This window comes from Duganella sp. AC237 (assembly GCF_979254035.1).
In genome coordinates, this window is record NZ_CEEDEW010000003.1 from 5,905,847 (window position 1) to 5,926,003 (window position 20,157).

The 20,157-nt window shown below is 63.1% G+C and carries 19 protein-coding genes; 9 read left to right on the plus strand and 10 right to left on the minus strand.

All coding sequences use genetic code 11. The features are described 5' to 3' along the window. Nucleotides 1-20: 20 nt before the first annotated feature. On the plus strand, nt 21-1,028 hold the full coding sequence (locus AC0IYS_RS26150) for an endonuclease/exonuclease/phosphatase family protein (RefSeq protein ID WP_471707912.1): 1,008 nt from the start codon (nt 21-23) through the stop codon (nt 1,026-1,028). A gap of 40 nt (nt 1,029-1,068) precedes the next feature. Here the strand turns inward: AC0IYS_RS26150 and AC0IYS_RS26155 are convergent, their stop codons facing one another. Next, nucleotides 1,069-2,046: an IS110 family RNA-guided transposase gene (locus AC0IYS_RS26155; protein WP_471707913.1), complete on the minus strand. Its 978-nt coding sequence runs from the start codon at nt 2,044-2,046 to the stop codon at nt 1,069-1,071. A 326-nt stretch (nt 2,047-2,372) separates the two neighbouring features. Next, nucleotides 2,373-4,115 (minus strand): EAL domain-containing protein, encoded by a 1,743-nt coding sequence (locus tag AC0IYS_RS26160; RefSeq protein WP_471707914.1) that lies wholly within the window; start codon nt 4,113-4,115, stop codon nt 2,373-2,375. Nucleotides 4,116-4,337: 222 nt separating this feature from the next. On the opposite strand from AC0IYS_RS26160, the gene AC0IYS_RS26165 reads away from it, so the two are divergent. Genes AC0IYS_RS26165 through AC0IYS_RS26175 form a run of 3 tightly spaced genes read left to right on the plus strand, consistent with a single transcriptional unit; the run spans nt 4,338 to nt 8,703 of the window. Beyond that, nucleotides 4,338-4,613: a hypothetical protein gene (locus AC0IYS_RS26165; RefSeq protein WP_471707915.1), complete on the plus strand. Its 276-nt coding sequence runs from the start codon at nt 4,338-4,340 to the stop codon at nt 4,611-4,613. Beyond that, on the plus strand, nt 4,583-5,572 hold the full coding sequence (locus tag AC0IYS_RS26170; protein WP_471707916.1) for an efflux RND transporter periplasmic adaptor subunit: 990 nt from the start codon (nt 4,583-4,585) through the stop codon (nt 5,570-5,572). The genes AC0IYS_RS26165 and AC0IYS_RS26170 overlap by 31 nt, the downstream gene beginning before the upstream one ends. A 2-nt stretch (nt 5,573-5,574) precedes the next feature. Continuing rightward, nucleotides 5,575-8,703 carry an efflux RND transporter permease subunit gene (locus AC0IYS_RS26175; protein WP_471707917.1) on the plus strand — a complete coding sequence of 1,043 codons (3,129 nt, stop codon included), beginning with the start codon at nt 5,575-5,577 and terminating at the stop codon, nt 8,701-8,703. A 143-nt stretch (nt 8,704-8,846) separates the two neighbouring features. On the opposite strand, the gene AC0IYS_RS26180 is transcribed toward AC0IYS_RS26175, so the two are convergent. The 3 genes from AC0IYS_RS26180 to AC0IYS_RS26190 all read right to left on the minus strand — a co-directional run bounded on the left by AC0IYS_RS26180 (nt 8,847) and on the right by AC0IYS_RS26190 (nt 10,436). Next, the gene (locus AC0IYS_RS26180) at nt 8,847-9,029 is read right to left on the minus strand and encodes a hypothetical protein (RefSeq protein WP_471707918.1); all 183 of its coding nucleotides are present in this window, start codon (nt 9,027-9,029) and stop codon (nt 8,847-8,849) included. Nucleotides 9,030-9,099: 70 nt separating this feature from the next. After that, nucleotides 9,100-10,005, minus strand: coding sequence for a site-specific tyrosine recombinase XerD (xerD, locus tag AC0IYS_RS26185; protein ID WP_471707919.1), 906 nt, complete (start codon nt 10,003-10,005; stop codon nt 9,100-9,102). Continuing rightward, the gene (locus AC0IYS_RS26190; RefSeq protein ID WP_471707920.1) at nt 9,981-10,436 is read right to left on the minus strand and encodes a methylated-DNA--[protein]-cysteine S-methyltransferase; all 456 of its coding nucleotides are present in this window, start codon (nt 10,434-10,436) and stop codon (nt 9,981-9,983) included. Before AC0IYS_RS26190 ends, xerD begins: the two co-directional genes overlap by 25 nt. A 28-nt stretch (nt 10,437-10,464) precedes the next feature. On the opposite strand from AC0IYS_RS26190, the gene AC0IYS_RS26195 reads away from it, so the two are divergent. Next, complete coding sequence (locus tag AC0IYS_RS26195) at nt 10,465-10,698, plus strand: hypothetical protein (RefSeq protein WP_471707921.1); 234 nt, start codon at nt 10,465-10,467, stop codon at nt 10,696-10,698. A gap of 268 nt (nt 10,699-10,966) precedes the next feature. Here the strand turns inward: AC0IYS_RS26195 and AC0IYS_RS26200 are convergent, their stop codons facing one another. The 3 genes from AC0IYS_RS26200 to AC0IYS_RS26210 form a co-directional block, all read right to left on the minus strand. Further along, a complete protein-coding gene (locus AC0IYS_RS26200) occupies nt 10,967-12,247 on the minus strand; it encodes a TRAP transporter large permease (protein WP_471707922.1) in 1,281 nt (426 codons plus the stop codon). Further along, nucleotides 12,244-12,813, minus strand: coding sequence for a TRAP transporter small permease (locus AC0IYS_RS26205; RefSeq protein ID WP_471707923.1), 570 nt, complete (start codon nt 12,811-12,813; stop codon nt 12,244-12,246). Before AC0IYS_RS26205 ends, AC0IYS_RS26200 begins: the two co-directional genes overlap by 4 nt. Before the next feature lie 75 nt (nt 12,814-12,888). Next, a complete protein-coding gene (locus tag AC0IYS_RS26210; protein WP_090323476.1) occupies nt 12,889-13,875 on the minus strand; it encodes a TRAP transporter substrate-binding protein in 987 nt (328 codons plus the stop codon). A gap of 129 nt (nt 13,876-14,004) precedes the next feature. Here AC0IYS_RS26210 and AC0IYS_RS26215 point away from each other — a divergent pair, with 129 nt between their 5' ends. From AC0IYS_RS26215 to AC0IYS_RS26230, 4 genes are all read left to right on the plus strand, one after another. Then, nucleotides 14,005-16,032 carry a sensor histidine kinase gene (locus AC0IYS_RS26215; RefSeq protein ID WP_471707924.1) on the plus strand — a complete coding sequence of 676 codons (2,028 nt, stop codon included), beginning with the start codon at nt 14,005-14,007 and terminating at the stop codon, nt 16,030-16,032. Nucleotides 16,033-16,036: 4 nt separating this feature from the next. Then, complete coding sequence (locus AC0IYS_RS26220) at nt 16,037-16,624, plus strand: response regulator transcription factor (protein WP_471707925.1); 588 nt, start codon at nt 16,037-16,039, stop codon at nt 16,622-16,624. 64 nt (nt 16,625-16,688) lie between these two features. Further along, nucleotides 16,689-16,973, plus strand: a complete 285-nt coding sequence (locus tag AC0IYS_RS26225) for a BrnT family toxin (RefSeq protein WP_463454299.1) — start codon at nt 16,689-16,691, stop codon at nt 16,971-16,973. Continuing rightward, nucleotides 16,924-17,130: a hypothetical protein gene (locus tag AC0IYS_RS26230; RefSeq protein ID WP_471707926.1), complete on the plus strand. Its 207-nt coding sequence runs from the start codon at nt 16,924-16,926 to the stop codon at nt 17,128-17,130. The genes AC0IYS_RS26225 and AC0IYS_RS26230 overlap by 50 nt, the downstream gene beginning before the upstream one ends. Nucleotides 17,131-17,136: 6 nt before the next feature. Here the strand turns inward: AC0IYS_RS26230 and AC0IYS_RS26235 are convergent, their stop codons facing one another. Then, a complete protein-coding gene (locus AC0IYS_RS26235; RefSeq protein WP_471707927.1) occupies nt 17,137-18,894 on the minus strand; it encodes a DUF885 domain-containing protein in 1,758 nt (585 codons plus the stop codon). Nucleotides 18,895-18,961: 67 nt separating this feature from the next. Beyond that, a complete protein-coding gene (queG, locus tag AC0IYS_RS26240; RefSeq protein ID WP_471707928.1) occupies nt 18,962-20,098 on the minus strand; it encodes a tRNA epoxyqueuosine(34) reductase QueG in 1,137 nt (378 codons plus the stop codon). Nucleotides 20,099-20,157 lie beyond the last annotated feature (59 nt).

The following is a 20,157-nucleotide window of genomic DNA, read 5'->3' on the forward strand; positions in this document are numbered from 1 at the left end:
GTCTACAGGAGTTTCTCATTATGCAGCAGGAAATTCGCTTTGCCACTTTCAATGTTTGCAATCTTTCCCAGCCTGGGGCGAAATTGTACGACAACTTGGCGCCGCTCACGCCGGACCAATACCAGGCCAAGGTGGTGTGGACGGCCCAGCAGCTCGACCAGCTCGACGCCGACGTCATCGGGTTGCAGGAAGTGTTCTCGATGGCGGCGCTGCGCGACGTGCTGGCCGCCAGCCGCCGCTACCGCGACGCGTCGCTGTCCGGCTTCGATCCGGCGCCCGATCCGCACACCGGCGAGCCGCGCCTGACGCCGCAAGTGGCGCTGATTTCGCGCCTGCCGCTGGCGGCGCCCGCCCACGCCTACCAGCTGTTCCCCGACGGCGTCGCCATGCCCGAGGGTAACCGCGACGCCGACCGCTTCGCCCGCGCGCCGCTGCACGCGCAGGTGGTCTTGCCGGACCAGCGCATCATCGACGTGCTGGTGATCCACCTCAAATCCAAGCGCCCCGACTACCGCCACGGCGACCCGGGCGACGAGGCCATGCTGTACGCGCAGGCCAACCTGCGCTCGCTGATACGGCGCGGCACCGAGGCGGTGGCGCTGCGCGCGCTGCTGAGCCAGATGGACCGCGACGGCCGCCGCCCGCGCATCGTGCTGGGCGACTTCAACGACACCGCCGACGCCGTCACCACCACCATCGTCATGGGCTCGGGCTGCGTCGGGCTGGCCGACGAGGAATTGAGTGGCCGGCTGTTCGACAGCAACCAGATCCAGCGCGGCCGCGACCGCCTGCGCCACGTCGGCTACACCAACATCCACGAGGGCCATTACATGACCATCGACCACGTGCTGGTGTCGGAGGAATTCAACCCGGCGTCGCGCTTCGCGGTCGGCGAGGTGATGGACGTGACGTACCTGAACGACCACCTGTTGCAGGCCAAGCCGGAGGCGTCCGACCACGGCCAGGTGCTGGTGCGGGTGCGCATGTACGACGAGCGGCGCGGCCGCGAACGCGCCACCGAGATGTAGCTGGCGTTGACGCGGTGACACGTAGATACCGTCTTGATCGTCAAGACTGAATGGCAAAATTTTTATCGTAAGCCCGTCCAGTCTTGACGACACCGAAGCACAAATGTGCGAGCTTGCGCATGGCAGCCCCAATGGCGGACATTTTGGATTTGCCGCGCTCAAGCAAGCGCTCGTAGAGTGCCTTAATGTGTGGATTGCGTTTTACTGCCACGATTGCTGGCATGTACAGCAGCTTCCTCAAATGGGCCGGCCCGGCTTTGGACATACGTGGCGGTACGCGAACCGAGGTTCCAGACTCCCAGCTGACCGGAATCAGGCCAAGGTAAGCGGCAAGCTGCTCCCCACTTTTAAAGTCACGCCCGGCCAGCAGGCAAGTCATGTGATTCGAAACCCGTTCCCCCACGCCTGGAATGGAGTTCAACAATTCTCTTTTACCGCGCATGTCCGGGTCGTTATCTATCAGGTCATCGATGCATTTTTGCAGCCGCTTTAACTCGGCCTCGATGAATTTGATTGACCCCTCCACCGACTCAGTAACCAACTGGGGCGTCTCAGTAGCCTCCAGTTTTTCCTGTCGATTCTTCTCACGCAGCAGATCGTCGGCGACGGCGTCACGTCGTGCCAGCAAGGCTTTAAGGGTGCGTGCTGCGGCCGACGGTGGTTCCCAAGGCGCGGGCTTGTGCTCGGCGCCAAAGCGAGCCAGGACCTGGCTGTCCATCTTATCCGTCTTGGTTTTCACGTTGATTCCACCAGCATATTTTCGAAGCTGGACGGGATTAACCAATGAAATAGTGAGACCGGCGTCGACAAAAAAGAAGGCGGCCAACTCGTGATACACCCCGGTGGGCTCCATGATGATGTGTGGCGACGGCGCGTCGTTTTTCTTCAACCAGTCCAACAGCTTTTGGAATCCCTCAGCTGTGTTCGGGATTACCTTCGTCTTTACTTTGCCGCTGTCAGCGTTGCGCAAGGCGCAGTCTAGTTTTGCTTTGGAAACATCAATGCCGAGATAGAACATAATCTAAAATATCTTGAAGTTGATCAATCACACCCACTCACCTTGTACATACAGGGTCATTGCCCTTGGCTACCGTCCAGTGTCGAATAATTGGTGTGGAGGAGAGGTGAAGGGCCTAATCTACGTGACAAGGTCGAGCCTTCAGGGCGGATACAGGATGTCCCTCACCTCAGTTAATGGTAGCTAACCACTAACTCGTTCAAGATACAAGGGCGGATTAGGCGGTACGCCGTAATCCGCCGATGCGTGCGCCGCCGAAACGCACGCATTGGCGGATTACGCTGCGCTAATCCGCCCTACGTGCTTTAGAAGTGTTTTGGGTTACCTCAACCATCTAGCAGACCGCCTAAACCGTCGAGGCTTCCGCTTACCCGCGCATAGCGCCCTTGATACTGGTCGCAGCCATGTTCGCGCAGGAAGCGCAGCTGCGCCTCGGTCTGCACGCCCTCGGCCAGCACCGTCAGCCCCAGGCTGTGCGCCATGGCGATGATGGCGTTGACCACCGGCGCGTGCACGACCGAATTCCCCTCCCCCTCCCCCTCCCCTTCGCCGATGCCGCTGACGAACGACAGGTCGATCTTCACCTTATCCAGCGGATATTCCTTCAGATGCCCCACCCGCGTGTAGCCGGTGCCGAAATCGTCCAGCGCCAGCCGCACGCCCAGCGTCCGCAGCGCGCCCAGGGTGACGGACGCGCCCGCGCTGTGCTTCATCAGCATCGCCTCGGTCAGCTCCAGCTGCAGCAGCGCCGGCGGCAGGCCGGACGCCGCCAGCGCGGCGCGCACCTTGTCGACCAGGTTCTTTTGCAAAAACTGCGTCTGCGACAGGTTCACGCCCACCACCAGCGGATGGCCGGCGTCGCGCCAGCGCCGCGCCGCCAGGCAGGCCTGCTCCAGCACCCACTCGCCGATCCGCACCATCAGCCCGCTGTCCTCGGCGACGCCGATGAAGCGCTCGGGCCGCAGCAATCCCAACGTCGGATGGCGCCAGCGTATCAGCGCCTCGGCCCCCAGCGGCTCGCCGCTGGCAATGTCGACCTCGGCCTCGTACTCCAGGATAAATTGCCGGTTGGTCAGCGCGCGCCGCAGTTCGTTCTCGAACGCCACGCGCTCGACGATCTGCGCGTTCATCTCCGGGCTGAAGAACTGGTAGCCGTTCCGGCCGCTTTCCTTGACGTGGTACATCGCCAGGTCGGCGTTTTTCATCAAGGTCTCGATGTCGGCGCCGTCGTCGGGAAAGATGCTGACGCCGATCGACGTGCTCACGTGCAGCCGGTGCGGCTCGAGCACGAACTCCTGGGCGATGGCCTGCTGGATGGTGGCCGCCACGTGCGCGGCTTGGGCGATGCTGCCGATATCGGCCAGGATGACGACGAACTCGTCGCCGCCCTGGCGGCTGACCGTGTCCACGCCGCGCACGCATTTGACCAGCCGCGCCGCCACCTCCTTGAGCAGCAAGTCGCCGACATGGTGGCCGAGCGTGTCGTTGATGTACTTGAAGCGGTCCAGGTCGAGGAACAGGATGGCGGCCATGCGCTGGTTGCGCCGGGCCGCCGCCAGCGCCAGGCTCATGCGGTCGAGCAGCAGCACGCGGTTCGGCAGGTCGGTCAGGAAATCGTGCTCGGCCAGATGGCGGGTGCGCGCCTCGGTACGGCGGCGGTCGGCGAGGTCGGTCATCAGCGCCAGGTACATCGTCAACTGCTCGGTGCGGCGCGCGGAAATATCGCGGATCGCCGTGTACAGCAACACGCCGTCCTCGTGCGCGACGGCCGTCATCAGTATCTCGGCCCAGAACTGGCGGCCCCGGCGGCCGACGCAGCACCATTCGAAGCGATGGTTGCCGTCGCCGTGGGCGCGCGCCGCCAGCTCGCACAGCAGCGGCGCCGACAGCACGCCCTCGGCCTGTCGCAGCGGCGAAAAGTCGGCCAGCGCCTGCCCGAGCATGTCCGCCGGCGCATCGCATTCGAACATGGCCAGCGCGGCCGGATTGGCACCGACGACGCGCCCGTCCCGCACCAGCAATATGGCGTCGCTGGTGTTTTCGTAGATCAGATGAAAGTCGACAGACACATGGGCCTCTTTTGGCGATCGCGCCCTCGCAGGCCTTCGCCATTCTTGCGCCTGCGGCGGAACCCCCATTGACTTGCCTCAAACACGCTTGATCCCGGTTTTATGCATTTCAGCCGCGCTTTTGCGCCACTCGTCGCATTTCGATGGCGACCGCCCTTGCAAATTCATAAAGTACCAACATGCGCGGTCCCTCCGGCGTCACAACATTCGCAGAAGAACGATATGAAAATTGAAACCTTGCCCCTTGCTTCGATGCCCACGGTCCGCAATAAAAACTGGCGCAAGCCGGTGGCTGTCCTGATCGTGCTGGGCCTGGCGGCCGGCGGCTGGACCGTCATGCGCGGCAACCAGGCCGCGCCGACGCCACCCGTGGCGCAGGCCGAGGGCAAGAAAGAGAAAAACAGGAAGTCTTCGAACTGGCCAGCGGCGACATCGCGGCCATCGATGCCAGATCATTGGCGGTCAGCTTGCCCTTATCCGGCTCGCTGGCGCCCCTGAGTTCGGCCACCATCAAGTCCAAGATCTCGGGCGTGGTGGAGGCCACCACGGTGCAGGAAGGCATGGCCGTCAGCGCCGGCCAGGTGCTGGCGCGCATCGACCAGGCCGACCTGCGCGCGCGCCTGCAACAGCAGCAGGCCATGCTCGACGAAGCCCAGGCCAAGCTGTCGATGGCGACCAAGAACGAAGCCAACAGCCAGGCGCTGCTGTCGCAAAAATACATCTCGCAAAACGCCTTCGATTCGACCCAGAACACGGTCGCGCTGGCGCGCGCCAACGTCAAGTCGGCCGCCGCGATGGTCGAGATCGCGCGCATCGCGCTTAACGACGGTATCATCAAGGCGCCCATCAGCGGCGTGGTCAGCAAGCGCCACGTGCAGGCCGGCGAGAAGCTGGCGCCGGACATGCCCATCTACAGCATCGTCAACCTGTCGGAACTGACCCTGGAGGCGCAGGTGCCGGCGTCGGAAATCCCGCGCGTGAAAGTCGGCCAGGACGTTCGCTTCAAGGTCGACGGCTTCCAGAAGCGCGAGTTCGCGGGCAAGGTGGCGCGTATCAATCCGGCCACCGAGGCCGGTTCGCGCGCGATGCTGGTCTACATCGCCGTGCGCAACGACGACAGCGCGCTGCGCGCCGGCATGTTCGCCAAGGGCAGCATCGTCACCGAGCGCTCCGGCGTCGCGCCCATCGTGCCGATGACGGCGCTGCGCGACGACCAGGGCAAGCAGGTGGTGTACAAGATCGAGAACGGCAAGGTGGTGGCGCAGCCCGTCAGCTTGGGCTTGCGCAACGACGACGAAGGCTATGTCGAAGTCACCGACGGCCTCGACAAGGGCGCCAATGTCATCGTCTCCAAGCTGAACGCGGTCAAGCCTGGCGCGCTGGTCAAGCTGCCCGCCTCAGCGACGCAGGCCGAGGGTAAAACCTTGGCCAAAGCGGCCATGCTGGCGAAAGGCTGATCATGTGGATCACTAAAACCAGTATCCAGAACCCGGTGTTCGCCACCATGGTGATGGTGGCGCTCGTGGTGCTGGGCATGTTCTCGTACCGCGAACTGGGCATGGAAGCGATGCCCAACGTCGACATTCCCGCCGCGATGATCGAGGTCAACTACCCGGGCGCGTCGCCCGAGGCGGTCGAGAACGACATCACGCGGCCGATCGAGGAAGCGGTCAACACCGTCAGCGGCATCAAGACCCTGCGCGCCAACTCGTGGGAAGGCCGCGCCGGCGTCTACGTCGACTTCGAGCTGTCGACCAATATGGACAAGGCGATGCAGGACATCCGCGACAAGATCGCAATGGTGCGCCCGCGCTTCCCGAAGGAAGCCAAGGACCCGTTCATCGTCCGCTTCGAGGGCGAGAACAGCCGCCCCATCGCCCAGATCGGCCTGACCGCCACCGCCCACACCTTGCGCGAACTGTCGACCATGGCCGACCAGGTCATCGGCAAGCGCTTCCAGGGCGTGGCCGGCGTCGGCCAGGTGCGCCTGAACGGCATGGCCGCGCGCCAGATCCTGATCAGCCTGCGTCCCAACGACCTGACCGCGCAAGCCATCGGCGTCGACGAGGTCATCGCCGCGATCCAGGCCACCAACACCAACCTGCCGGCCGGCTCGATCAGCTTCGCCGGCAACGAGCAGCTGGTGCGCGTCGAGAACAAGATGAAGGAGGCGCGCGACTTCAACAAGATCATCGTCGCCCGCCGCGCCAACGGCCCGGTCTACCTGGAACAGGTGGCCACGGTGATCGACGGCGCCCAGGAGGAGATGTCGATCTCGCGCCTGAACGGCCAGCGCGCCGTCACCATCGACATCACCAAGGTCCAGGACGCCAACGTGGTCGAGGTCGGCACGCGCATCCAGAAGGTGGTCGCCGAGCTGCAGAAGTCACTGCCGTCGGACATCACCTTGACCTTGCTCAACGACGAATCGGTCAAGGTGCAGAGCCAGCTCGACAACGTCAAGCGCACCATCGTCGAAGGCGCCGTGCTGACCATGGTCATCGTGTTCTTCTTCCTGCACTCGTGGCGCTCGACCATCATCACCGGGCTGACGTTGCCGATTTCGGTCATGGCCAGCTTCATCGCGATGAAGGTGTTCGGCTTCACCCTGAACTTCCTGACCCTGATGGCCCTGTCGCTGTGCATCGGCCTGCTGATCGACGACGCCATCGTGGTGCGCGAAAACATCGTGCGCCACCTGGGCCTGGGCAAGAACCACCGCAAGGCGGCCGAGGACGGCACCAACGAGATCGGCTTGGCCGTCATGGCCACCACCTTCGCGATCGTCGCCGTGTTCATTCCGGTGGCCTTCATGCAGGGCATCATCGGCCGCTTCTTCCTGCAGTTCGGCATCACGGTGGCGGTGGCGGTGATGGTGTCGCTGTTCGTCAGTTTCACGCTCGATCCGATGCTGTCGTCGGTGTGGCCCGATCCGGTCAAGGACCGCTTCAAGTACGTGCCGTGGCTGGGCCGCCTGATGCATTGGCTCGAAGGCGGCGTCGATAAGCTGCACGTGGTGTATGGCAAAGTCCTGGGACTGGCGCTGCGCTGGCGCAAGCTGACCCTGGCGTTCGCCTTCGCGCTGTTCGCCGGCAGCCTGATGCTGGTGCCGATGATCGGCGGCGAGATGATGCCGGAGCAGGACAACGGCTGGGTCAACCTGCAGATGAAAACGCCGGTCGGCTCCAGCCTGGAATACAACGACAACAAGGTGCAGCAGGTCGAGGCGGCGCTCAAGGAGTTCCCGGAGATCGCCAGCGTCATCGCGGTGGTCGGCACCGAGGACGGCCGCAACACGGCGCGCATCGACATGAAGCTGGTCGACCGCAAGACCCACAAGCGGCCGTCGCAGAAAGTCATGGAAGGCAAGATCCGCGAACGCTTGTCCAGGATCGCCGGCATCACGATGTCGGTCGGCTGGAAGCCGATCTTCATCGCCATCCTCGGCACCGACGAAGGCAAGCTCGACGCCGTGGCGCACCGTCTTATGGACAAGATGCGTCCGATCAAGGGTCTGGTCGACCTGGAGTACAGCCAGGAAGGCGCCAATCCGTCGACCACGGTCAAGATCAACAACGAGCTGGCCAGCGACCTGGGCCTTACCGTGCAGCAGATCGGCACCGCGCTGCGTCCGTTCGTGGCCGGCGACACCACCAGCCACTTCCTCGCCCCCGACGGCCAGAACTACGACGTCAACGTGCAGTTGCCCAAATCGGGCCGGCAGAAGGTGGCCGACCTGGCGGACCTGTCGCTGGCGTCGAGCAAGCTGGGCCCGGATGGGCGTCCGGTGATGGTGCCGCTGCGCCAGGTGGTCGACTTCGTGCCGTCGTTCAGCCCGCAGGTGCTCAAGCGCCAGGCGCTGCAGCGCCGGGTGGCGATCTACGCCAACACCGAGGGCCGTCCGGGCGGCGACGTCGACGGCGACGTGCGCAAGGCCATGAAGGAAATCGACTTGCCGGACGGCGTGCGCTTCGACGTCGGCGGCAACGCGCAGGAAATGGAAGAGAGCATGACGTCGGCCATGATCGCGCTCGGCATCGCGGTGATCTTCATCTACCTGGTGCTGGCGTCGCAGTTCGGCAGCTTCCTGCAGCCGGTGGCGATCATGATGTCGCTGCCGCTGTCGCTGATCGGCGTGCTGGTGGCGCTGCTGGCGACGGGCAGCACGTTGAACATCTTCTCGGTGATCGGTTTCATCATGCTGATGGGGCTGGTGACCAAGAACGCGATCTTGCTGGTGGACTTCACCAACCAGGCGCAGCGCGAGGGCGCGGGGCAGTTCGAGGCCATCATGAGCGCGGGCCAGGTGCGCTTGCGGCCGATTCTGATGACGACGTTGGCGATGGTGTTCGGCATGCTGCCGATGGCGATCGGCCTGGGCGAAGGCGGCGAAACGCAGGCGCCGATGGGCCGCGCGGTGATCGGCGGGGTGATCACGTCGACCATTTTGACGTTGGTGGTGGTGCCGGTGGCTTATACGTATCTGGACAACCTCGGCAAGCGCTGCGTGCGGTATTTCAAGCGCAGGCAGCATGAGGAACATGAGGAAGTCGTCGAGCACTTGCACGAAGTCAAACACCACGCCTGAACCGCATGAACGCCTGGGAGACACGTAGGGCGGATTAGGCGGCACGCCGTAATCCGCCAAGCGCCGCCGACAACGCATGCATGGCGGATTACGCGCTCCGCGCTAATCCGCCCTACGTGGAACCGCGGCCGGCTTGCTTCGGCTTACTCCTTGGCCGGCTCGGCGCTGGGCTCGCCGCCCTCTTCGTCGTCCTCGACCACTTCGCCCTCCTCGGCCAAGCCCGGGTTGGCCTTCAGCTCGGCCTTGCGCCGGGCTTTTTCATCCGCTTTTTTCTTCTTTTCCAGCTCGCGCTGACGTTTTTCGTACTGGAAGTTTGTCTTCGCCATTTGCTACCTCTTCTCTATCCGGTTGATTACCTGCTCACATTATGACGCAGATACGGCCGATGCAAGTTTTTCAGCCTCGGGGATGATGTTGCGCATGCAGATGTTTCAGGCGTTCCCGTGCGACGTGGGTGTAGATTTGCGTGGTGGAGATGTCCGAATGACCAAGCAATAACTGCACCACGCGCAGATCGGCGCCATGGTTGAGCAAGTGCGTGGCAAAAGCATGCCGCAAGGTGTGCGGCGACAACGGCGCCGTGATGCCTGCCTTCAACGCATGTTTTTTGATCACCACCCAGAACATCTGCCGCGTCATCGGGCCGCCGCGTCCGGTGACGAACAGCGCATCGTCGACCTGGCCGTTCAGGATCACGCCGCGCGCATCCTTGACGTAGCGCTCGATCCAGATCCTGGCCTGCTGGCCGAACGGCACCAGCCGCGTTTTCGCGCCCTTGCCGGTGATGCGCAGCACGCCGTCGTTCAGGCTCAGCTCCAGCATCTTGAGGTCCACCAACTCCGACACGCGCAAGCCGCTGGCGTACATCAGCTCCAGCATGGTGCGCTCGCGCAGGCCCAGCGGAGTATTGACGTCGGGCGCCGCCAGCAAGGCCTCAACTTGAATTTCGCTCAAGGTGTGGACGAAGCGGTGCGGCTGCTTGGCCGATACCAATTTGAGGCTGGGATCGTCGGTGATGCGGCGCTGTCGCAGCATCAACTGGTAAAAGCGCTTGATCACCGACAGCCGCCGGTTGGACGAGGTGGCCTTGCCGCTGTCCTCGTGGCGCGCGGCGATATAGCCCTGGATATCGTGCGTGGCCACGGCCGCCAGCCCGGCCACGTTGGGCCGCTGCGACTCGAGCCAGCGGGCGAACAGGCGCATGTCGCGCCGGTAGGCTTCGAGCGTGTTCTTCGACAGGCCGTCCTCCAACCACAGGCTGTCGCAGAACTCGTCGATCAGAGCAGTGTTGTCTGTTGCCATGCGTACTCGCTCGAACCTTCGTGGGCCAGCAGCCAGCGTTTGATGCCCAGCAGGTAGCCGTTGGGATCGTCGCTGTTGGCAAAGCCGCCCAGGCCGGCGGCGGAGGTGACGCGGTGGCACGGCACCACGATCGGGAACCAGTTGGCGCCGCAAGCCTGCCCCACCGCGCGCGGCGCCGAACCGATGTGCTTGGCGAGCTCGCCGTAGGTGCGAACGCTGCCGCGCGGAATGGAACTGATGGCGCCCCATACGGTCTTCTGGAAGTCGGTGCCGGCCTGCTTGAGCGGCAAGTCGAAGCGGTAATCGGCATCCGCACAATACGCTTGCAGTTGGGTAACCGCCTCCGCCGCCGTCGCGTCCTCGGCATCCTTTGCATCAAAATGGGGCGGCAGGTAACACAGCTCCGTGATCAGACCACTTGCGGTGCGCACTCCAATTTTCCCGAATGGCAATTCCACGATGGCAGAAAAAATTTCACGCTGCTGTTGTATATTCGTCACAGTTGATGCACCAAAAGGGGTCTTCGTTGATCTCAGCCGTTTTTCGCAACGCACCATGATGTTGCGTGTCCGCGACAACCTTTTTTGGTGGAAGTCGCGAAAGGCGTCCGGCGGCGGCGCGAAGGTTTTCACGCCGCGCCCGCATTGTAAATCGCCAGGCGAAAAAAAAACGCACCGAAAGGTGCGTTTTTAAACCTGCTTCACGTTCCCGGTCGTTTGCGTGTCCCCGTAGCGCGCTTGTGGCGGCCTGCAGCGACTATCACAACGACATTCTGTAAAACGTGTGTCTCCTCGATCGATTGCCGGTATTAAGTACCGTTTCTATCACACTCCCCACCTACAATTCCTTGCCCTTGCTACCGAACCAACTTTACTTATTCGGGAACCCCTGAGAGCGACGCCATCATAACGCATCTTTTTCGGTTTTTCCCGTTTTTTTCAGGTTGCAGCGCAGCGTTACTTTAAGAGTAAATTAAATTCGGGAGCCACAAAGAAATTTGTGGTACATATGTGACCAAGATCAAGAAGCCCAGCATTGTCAGTAGCCATGGCCACACGGCAACGGTCAATTCTGTTATGCCCATCTTGGTGATACCCGACGCCACGTACAGGTTCAGGCCGACCGGCGGATGGCACATCCCCACTTCCATGTTGACTACGATCAAGATCCCGAAGTGCACCGGATCGATGCCCAGTTTCATCGCCACCGGGAACAGAATCGGCGCCATGATCAGCACGATCGACGAGGGTTCCATGACGTTGCCGGCCAACAGCAGCAGCACGTTAACCACCAGCAGGAAAGTGATCACGCCCAGGCCCTGTCCGGTGATCCACTCGGCCATCGCCTGCGGAATGTTCTCACTGGTCATCAGGAACGAGAACAGGATGGCGTTGGTGATGATGTACAGCAGCATCGCCGACATGGCCGCCGAATCGAGCAGCACCTTGCCCACCTGCTTGAGCTTCAAGTCCTTGTAGACGAACACGGCGATGAAGAAGGCGTACACCGCCGCCATCGCGGCCGCCTCGGTCGGCGTGAACGCGCCGCTGTAGATGCCGCCCATGACGATGACGATCAGCAGCAGGCCCCAGGCGCTCTTGCGGAAGGTCGCCCAGCGCTCGCCCCAGCCGGCCTTGGGCATGCGCGGATAGTTGTTCTTGCGCGCCAGATACCAGGTGGTCAAGCCGAGGAAAAAGGCCAGCATAATGCCGGGCACCACGCCGGCCATGAACAGCTTGCCGACCGAGGTGTTGGTGGTGACCGAGTACATCACCATCACGATCGACGGCGGAATCAGGATGCCCAGCGCGCCCGAGGTGGTGATGACGCCGGCGCCGAACGCCTTCGGATAGCCCTGGCGCACCATGGCAGGCAGGATGATCGATCCGATCGCCACCACGGTGGCCGGCGACGAGCCCGACACCGCAGCAAACAAGGCGCAGGCCAGCACGCCGCCCAGCGCCAGGCCGCCGTGCCAGTGGCCGACCATCGACGTGGCGAAGTTGATCATGCGCCGCGCGACGCCGCCGTGGGTGAGGAAGTTGCCCGCCAAAATGAAGAACGGGATGGCCATGATCTCGAATTTCTCGATGCCGGTGAACAGCTTGAGCGCCACCGTATCGATCGGCACCTGGGTCATGGTGAACAGGAAGGTCAGCACCGTCAGGCCGAGCGAGATGGAGATCGGCATGCCGGTCAACATCAGGCCCAGCAGCAGCACGAAGATAATCAGGGCGTTCATGCTTTGGCTCCTTTGTCGGCCGACAGTTCTTCTTCCAGACCCTCGACGTGCGAATGGTCATGTTTGGGCAGGTCGCCGGTCTTGACGAAGGACACCAGCACCTGCAGGAAGCGGAAGCACATCAGGTAGGAGCCGAGCGGCACGGCCAGGTAGACGATCCACATCGGCATTTCGAGGTCGGCCGAGGTCTGGTCGGTCTGCGCCATGTGATGGACGAAGTTGGCGCCCAGGGTGCCGATGATGCCGGTGAACACCGCGCCAGCCAGCAGGCCGAACACGACGAACTTGGCGCGCCACGGCGTGCTCATGCGGTTGATCAGGACGTCGACGCCAACGTGGATGCCGGTGCGCACGCCATAGGCCGCGCCGAACTTGGCCATCCAGACGAACATGTAGATGCAGGCTTCCTGCGTCCAGCTGGTATTGAGTTGAATCAGGTAGTCCTGCAGGCCGGGGATCGGCAGGCCGGACAGGTACCGGTGTACGACCGAGATAAAGATCAGAATGGTGGCCACGCCCATGAGGGTCGCGATGAGCCATTCTTCGAGTCTATCGAGGAATTTCATGGAGGGATCCTTCAGTGAGGAATTGTGGACGGGGCGGCGAGCGCCGCCCCGTCAGGCAGGCTTATATTGCCGCTTTTATTTTGCCGCTTCTTTATTGATGGCCGAGATCAGGTCTTTGCCGATCCGGCTTTCCATCGATTGCTGTACCGGCAGCAGGGCCTTGCGCCACTCCGCCTGTTCTTTCACGCTCAAGGTGTAGATCTCGGTCTTGCCGGTCTTCTTGATCGCTTCGAGCGCCAGATCGTTGTCGCGCTGGGCGATGGCTTTCTCGAACGTGGTCGCCTCCTTCATCGCCTTGTCGAGCGCGGTGCGGATGTCCGGCGGCAGGCCGTCCCAGAACTTCTTGTTGACGATGACCGCGTAGCCCAGGTAGCCGTGGTTGGACACGGTCACGTACTTCTGCACTTCATGCATCTTCTGGGTGTACATGTTCGACGGCGGATTCTCGGTGCCGTCGACCACGCCGGTCTGCAGCGCTTGATACACTTCCGAGAACGCCAGCACCTGCGGGTTGGCGCCCAGCGCGCGCATCTGCGCGTCCAGCACTTTGGACGACTGGATGCGCAGTTTCAGGCCTTTGAAGTCGGCCGGCACGCGCAGCGGCTTGTTGGCCGACATGACCTTGAAGCCGTTATCCCAGAACGCCAGGCCGGTGATGCCCTTCGGCTCCAGCTTTTTCATCAGGCCCTTGCCGATTTCGCCTTCGGTGACGTTGTACAGCGCGGTTTTGGAAGGGAAGATGAACGGCAGGTCGAAGGCTTCGAATTCCTTCACGCCCAGCGGGCCGAACTTGGCCAGCGACGGCGCCAGCATTTGCACGGCGCCCAGCTGCAGCGCTTCGAGTTCTTCCTTGTCCTTGTACAGCTGGCTGTTCGGATAGACCTCGACCTTGACGCGGCCGTTGGTGGCTTTTTCGGCAAGTTGTTTAAACCGCTCTGCCGCCTGGCCTTTCGGGGTGTCGGTCGCCACGACGTGGCTGAATTTGATGACGATAGGCGCTTGCGCGTAGGCGTTAAAGCTCAATGCCGCGCTCAGCACGAGCAGTGCGTGTTTCAGTTTCATACGGTCTCCAGAGGGATGTAAAAGTACACTATTATTGTAGTTTGATAGATTCTTCAGGACAACGTCGCATTATTCAATTGTGGAAAACCACAATGACTCCGTTCCGCCAACGCTATACCCTGAGCGCCCATGACAAACCCGCATTCCCAGCCGCTCCCAGCCCGACGCCCCAGCGCAAACTCGACGCTGCGCTGGGTTTTGCCGATCGTGCTGGTGTTGTTTTTTCTGGCGATTTTGATCTGGCTGCCGTGGCAGGCGCGCCAGATGGAAAGCAACGAACGCCAGGAACAGCTGATCGCCGACACGCTCTGGGTTGAGCAAACGATACGCTTTCAATTAGGCAGGGACGAGGAAAGCCTGGCCGCGCTGGCGCAGGAGATCGGCATCGGGCGCCTGACGCCGCAGCAGGGCCACGACCGCCTGTCCCGAGTGCTCAAGAACGGCAAGGAACTACTGCGGGTGGTCTGGCTGCGGCCGGACGGCTCGCTGGTCGCCACCAGCGACCCGCAAGCGACGCCGGTGGTGTTGACCGCGGCCTCGCGCGCAACCATGGAGCTCACCCGCAAGACCCGCAACGCGATGTACACGCAGCCGGAGGTGCAAGCGGCCAACCCCTCAGCCGCGCCTTCGGAAGTGCTGATGGATTACCACGTGCCGCTGTTCAACGGCGCCGACTACCTGGGCGACCTGGTCGCCACCTATAAAACCAGCGCCCTGCTCGACGAAATGGTGCCGTGGTGGTTCGCGCAGGACAACCAGGTCACCTTGGTCGACCGCGACGACAAGGTGCTGGCGCGCCGCGCGGCGGCCGGCCCGGGGCACGGCGTCTACACCCACAAGCGCGCGCTCGACCTGCCCGGGGCCTCGGTGCGGCTGGTGACGGACAGCGTCAAGAGCGCGCCCAAGCTGCTGCCCAATTTGCTGGTCGGCTCGGTCATCGTGCTCTCACTCGGATTATTATGGAGCCTGGTGGCGCTGTGGGGCCACATCTCGCGCAGGCTCGCCGCCGAAGGCGCGCTGCGCCAGCAGATGTCGTTTCGCACCGCGATGGAAAATTCGCTGGTGACGGGCCTGCGCGCGCGCGACCTGGAAGGACGCATCACCTACGTCAATCCGGCGTTCTGCCAGATCGTCGGCTATCCGGCCGAGGACATCGTCGGCCGGCTGCCGCCGATGCCCTACTGGGCGCCGGAAGCGATGGAGGAATACCAGACCCGCTTCGCCTCGGTCCTGGCGGGCAAGGTCACGCCGCAGTTCGAGACCTTCTTCCAGCGTCCGGACGGTCAGCGCGTGCCGGTGCTGGTGTTCGAGGCGCCGCTGGTGGACAACCACGGCAAGCAGACCGGCTGGATGGGCTCCATCCTCGACATCTCCGACCGCAAGCGCGTGGAGGAACTGAACCGCCAGCAGGAGGAAAAGCTGCAGGCCAGCGCGCGCCTGGCGACGATGGGCGAAATCGCCTCGATGCTGGCGCATGAACTGAACCAGCCGCTGGCCGCCATCTCCAGCTACACCACCGGCGCGCTCAATGTATTGGGACGCGCGCAGGACAAGGGCCACGCGGTCGACGCGGGATTGCTGAAACCCGCGCTGGAGCAGGCCAGCGCGCAGGCGCAGCGGGCCGGCCAGATCATCCGCAGCGTCCACGAATTCGTCAAGAAGCGCGAACCGCTACGCCAGTCGGTCGGCATCCAGTCGCTGCTCGACGGCATCCAGGCGCTGATCGAGTTGCAGGCGCGCCAAAGCTACGTCTCGTACCAAACCAACATCCCCCAGGATCTGCCGGCGGTGCTGGCCGACCGCGTGATGATCGAACAGGTGCTGCTCAACCTGACCCGCAACGCCATCGAAGCGATGCAGCACATTCCGCCACAGCGGCGCATGCTCAACGTGGTGGCGGAGTATGATGCGGCCACCGCGCAGGTGAGCGTGGCCGTGATCGACCAGGGGCACGGCATTCCGGACGAGGTGGCGCAGCGTTTGTTCTCGCCCTTCTTCTCGACCAAGGCCGAGGGGATGGGCATGGGATTGAACATCTGCCGGACTGCGATAGAATTCCACGGCGGTTCGCTCACTTACAGCCCCAATCCGCAAGGCGGAACCATATTTACGTTCGTGCTGCCGGCGGTGACGGCGGTCACGGAACAGGAGACCTGACAAAATGCTGCATATCGTCGATGACGAAGCGGTCGTGCGCGACTCGCTGACCTGGCTGGCCACTTCGCGCGGGATCTCGTCGCGCGCCTACGAAGGCGCGCTGCAATTCCTGCAGCAGGTGGAGATGGGCGAATTCGACGCCGACGGCGATTGCCTGCTGCTCGACGTGCGCATGCCGGACATGAACGGCGTGGCGGTGTTCGACCAGCTGGCCGCGCGCGGACTGACGCAGCGCATGCCGGTGATTTTCCTGACGGGCCATGGCGACGTGCCGATGGCGGTCGATACCTTGAAGCGCGGCGCCTTCGATTTCTTCGAGAAGCCGTTCAACGACAACCAGTTGATGGACCGGGTGCAGGAAGGCCTGGCCGGCTCGCGCAAGGCCGGCGAGATGGCGGCCGTGCACGCACGCCTGGCGACGCTGTCGGTGCGGGAGCGCGAGGTGCTGGACCTGATCCTGGCCGGAAAAATGAACAAGGTGGTGGCCGACCAGCTGGGCATCAGCATGCGCACGGTGGAAGTGCACCGCGCGCATATCTTCGACAAGATGCAGGTCAAAACGGCTGTCGAGCTGGCGGGCTTGCTGAAGTAAAGCCCCATCAACTTGCTTGATTTCCCTCATATCGCCGCCTAACATGGGATGACATGATCGTCCGATGATTACATGGGACGACAATAAACGGCGAGAAAACCTACGGAAACACGGCATCGATTTTGCTGACCTGGAAGCCGTTTTTGACTATCCAATGCTGTCCGAGCAGGACAGCGGCGCCGGGCACAACGAAATACGTTTAAAAAGCCTGTGCATGTTTCGCGGGAACGTTGTCGTCATGATCTGGACAGCACGTGACGACAACGCGCGCATCATCTCTTGCAGATACGGTGACAAACATGAAACGCAAAAGTATTTTAGAAACCTATTTCACCCAAGAACAAATTGACGCGGCAATTGCCAGGGCACCCGATTGGGTTGACGATCCGGATTCGCCTTACGATCCAAATGATGAGGCAGCGGTAGAGGCCTACTGGTCAAAGGCCAAGATCACGCTGCCCGGCGAACACCCGTTCAAAAAAGCGCCAAAAAAAACGGGTACCTGACGCGCGTCACCCCTTCTGCGTGGCGATCCACTCGTCCACCACTTTCTCCAGCACCGACAGCGGCACATCGCCCGTCTGCAGCACCGTGTTGTGGAAGCCCTTGATCGAGAACTTGTCGCCCAGCGCCTTCTCCGCCTTCGCGCGCAGGTCGAGGATGCGGATCATGCCGATCTTGTACGCGCACGCCTGCCCAGGCATCACCACATAACGCTCCACCTCCGACGCCGGAATGCCGTAATCGATGCCTTGCTGGCGCGTCCACTTCATCGCGTGCAGGCCGGTATCGACCACCAGCCGCTTGGCGCGGAACAGCTCCGCGTCGAGCTGGCCCAGACGTCCAACGGTATCGCCGTCATACCACTTGTTCTCCGACGCCAGCTGCTCCGCGTACAGCGCCCAACCTTCAACATACGCCGACCCCGATGCGAACACGCGGTCGCGGCGATAGCGCGGCAAGCCCGTATTCTCCTGCTGCAGCGCGATCTGGAAGTGATGGCCCGGCACCGCCTCGTGATACACCAACGTGCGCATGCCGACGATGCGGAAGTCCGGTCCCGGCATCGGCGCCCAGAAGACGCCCGGCAGCGTGCCGTCCTTGGCCGGCGCCGAATAATGCGCGGCAGCCGTTTTCTCCGTGAACGCCGGTTCACGTTTGACCACCACCGGCGCCTTCGGCGTGATATCGAACAAATCCTTCGCGCGCGCCTCGGCGTTGCGCATCAACGCGTCGTAACGCGCCAGCATCGCCGGTCGCGGATCGGCCTCCTTCGGCTGCGAATCGGCCTCCAGCTTGACCATGCGCTCCTTGATGCCGCCCTCCTTGTAGCCCAGCGATGCCAGCAAACCATCCATCTCCTTCTCGATGCGCGCCACTTCCTTCAGGCCGATGTCATGGATCTGCTGCGGCGTGTAGTCGGTAGTGGTCATGCGGCGCAGCGCCAGCGCGTAGGCCTTGTCGCCATTCGGCAGGCGCCACAGGCCGGCGTCGGCGGTAGTGCGCGGCAGCTGTTCCTTCAGCAGCGTGCGGGTACGCTCGAACGCCGGCAGGATCGCCTGCTTGACGGTCGCCGTGGCCTCCGCCGTGAACTTGGCCTGCTGCTCCGGCGAGACTTCCTTCAACGCCGCCATGCGCTGCGCCAGCGAGGCGACCAGCACGTTCTTTTCAGCGCCGCCGTCGAGGAAGCGGTCCAACTGGCCGATCGCCGATTCCGTGATAAAGGTCGGCATCAGGAAGCCACGGCTGGCGGCGCCCTTTGCGCGCGCGATGCCGGTGTCGATCTTGCCGGCGACGGACTTCAGGCGCGCCAGATAGTTTTCAACGTCGCGCTGGTTGCGGATCGGATGCTGCTGCGACAGGAAGTTCACCATCTGCACATGCAGGCCGGTGAACTGGTTAAACACGAACTGGTGATCCTCAAACTCCACCGCGTCGACCGCACCCTGCAGATTCCACGCAATGGCGGCGGCGCTGGCGCGCTGCTGCGGCGTCAATGGCTTTTGATCAATGGCCGCCAGCTGCTTGAGCGCGGCCTTGGCCTTGGCCACTTCGGCCTTGCGGTATTCCGGCGTGTTCGGCGTCAGCGCGCGGTCCAGCGCGTCCTGCTCCTTGCCGCTGAAGTACTGCTTCTGCGTGGCCTGTTCCGGATCGCTGCGCACCTTGGCGTCGGCCACCTTGTCGGCCCATGCGTCGAAGCTGACCGCCTGCGCGGCGAGGGAGAAGGAGGCGCCGGCAAGCAGCGCTATGAACCTGGTTGAAGTTTGCATGGGCATCGGTCTTTTAAAGGAAAATAACCGCATGAGTGTAGCCCAATCGGGCCACGCGAACCAGTGCTCAGGCCTGGGTCGCGGTGCCTTCGGCGTGGCAGGCCAGCGCCCACTCGACATGCTCGCGTACCAGCGCCGACGGGTGCGCCAGACGCGCCGTGAGCGCGGCGACGATCGCCGCGTCGCCCGCCGCGCCGGCCGCTGCGGCGTTGCCCAGGCCGACCGCCAGATTGCGCAGCCAGCGCTCATGGCCGATGCGGCGGATCGGACTACCCTCCATTTTGCGGTTGAATTCCTCTTCGCTCCAGCCGAATAGCTCGACCATCGAGGCGCTCCCCAAACCATGGCGCTCGTCGAAATCGGGCAGCACCGCGCGCTGCGCGAACTTGTTCCATGGGCAGGCGGTCTGGCAGTCGTCGCAGCCGTACACGCGGTTGCCGATCAGGGGCCGCAGCTCGGCCGGAATCGCGCTTTTCAATTCGATGGTCAGGTAGGACACGCAGCGCCGGGCGTCCAGGCGCCCCGGCCCCAGGATCGCCTGTGTGGGGCAAATGTCGATGCACGCCGAGCACTGGCCGCAATGGGCGCCGGTCGGCGGATCGACCGGCAGCGGCAAGTCGACCAGGAATTCGCCCATGAAGAACATCGAGCCGGCGGTGCGGTTTAGCAGCAAGGTGTGCTTGCCGCGCCAGCCCAGGCCCGCCTTTTCGGCCAGCGGCAGCTCCATCAGCGGCGCCGAGTCGGTGAACACGCGGTAGCCGAAGTCGCCGATTTCGGCCTTGACCTTGTCGGCCAGCTGCTGCAACCGGGCGCGCAGCACCTTGTGATAATCCCTGCCGCGCGCGTAGACCGAGATGACGGCGGCGCCGGGATCGGCCAGCCGGCGCCGTTCATGCTCGCGCCAATCGCCGGCCTCCGGGGCCGCCTCCTGCCCGGTTTCCGCCTCCCTCGGCAGGTAGTTCATGCGCGCGCTGATCACGCGCACCGTGCCGGGCACCAGTTCGGCCGGACGGGCGCGCATCATGCCGTGGGCGGCCATGTAGTCCATTTCACCGTGCATGCCGGCGTCCAGCCACGCCCGCAGGCCCGCCTCGGCGTGACTGAGGTCGATGTCGGTGATGCGGATTTCGGCAAAGCCCAGTTCCACGCCCCAGCGCTTGATGCTGAGGGCGAGTTCGGCTAAATTGGATACAGGCAAGGACATCAGTGGCTTATGAGGGTACACCCCGGAAGGACGCGGGCGGTTACAATGGCTGGCGATTC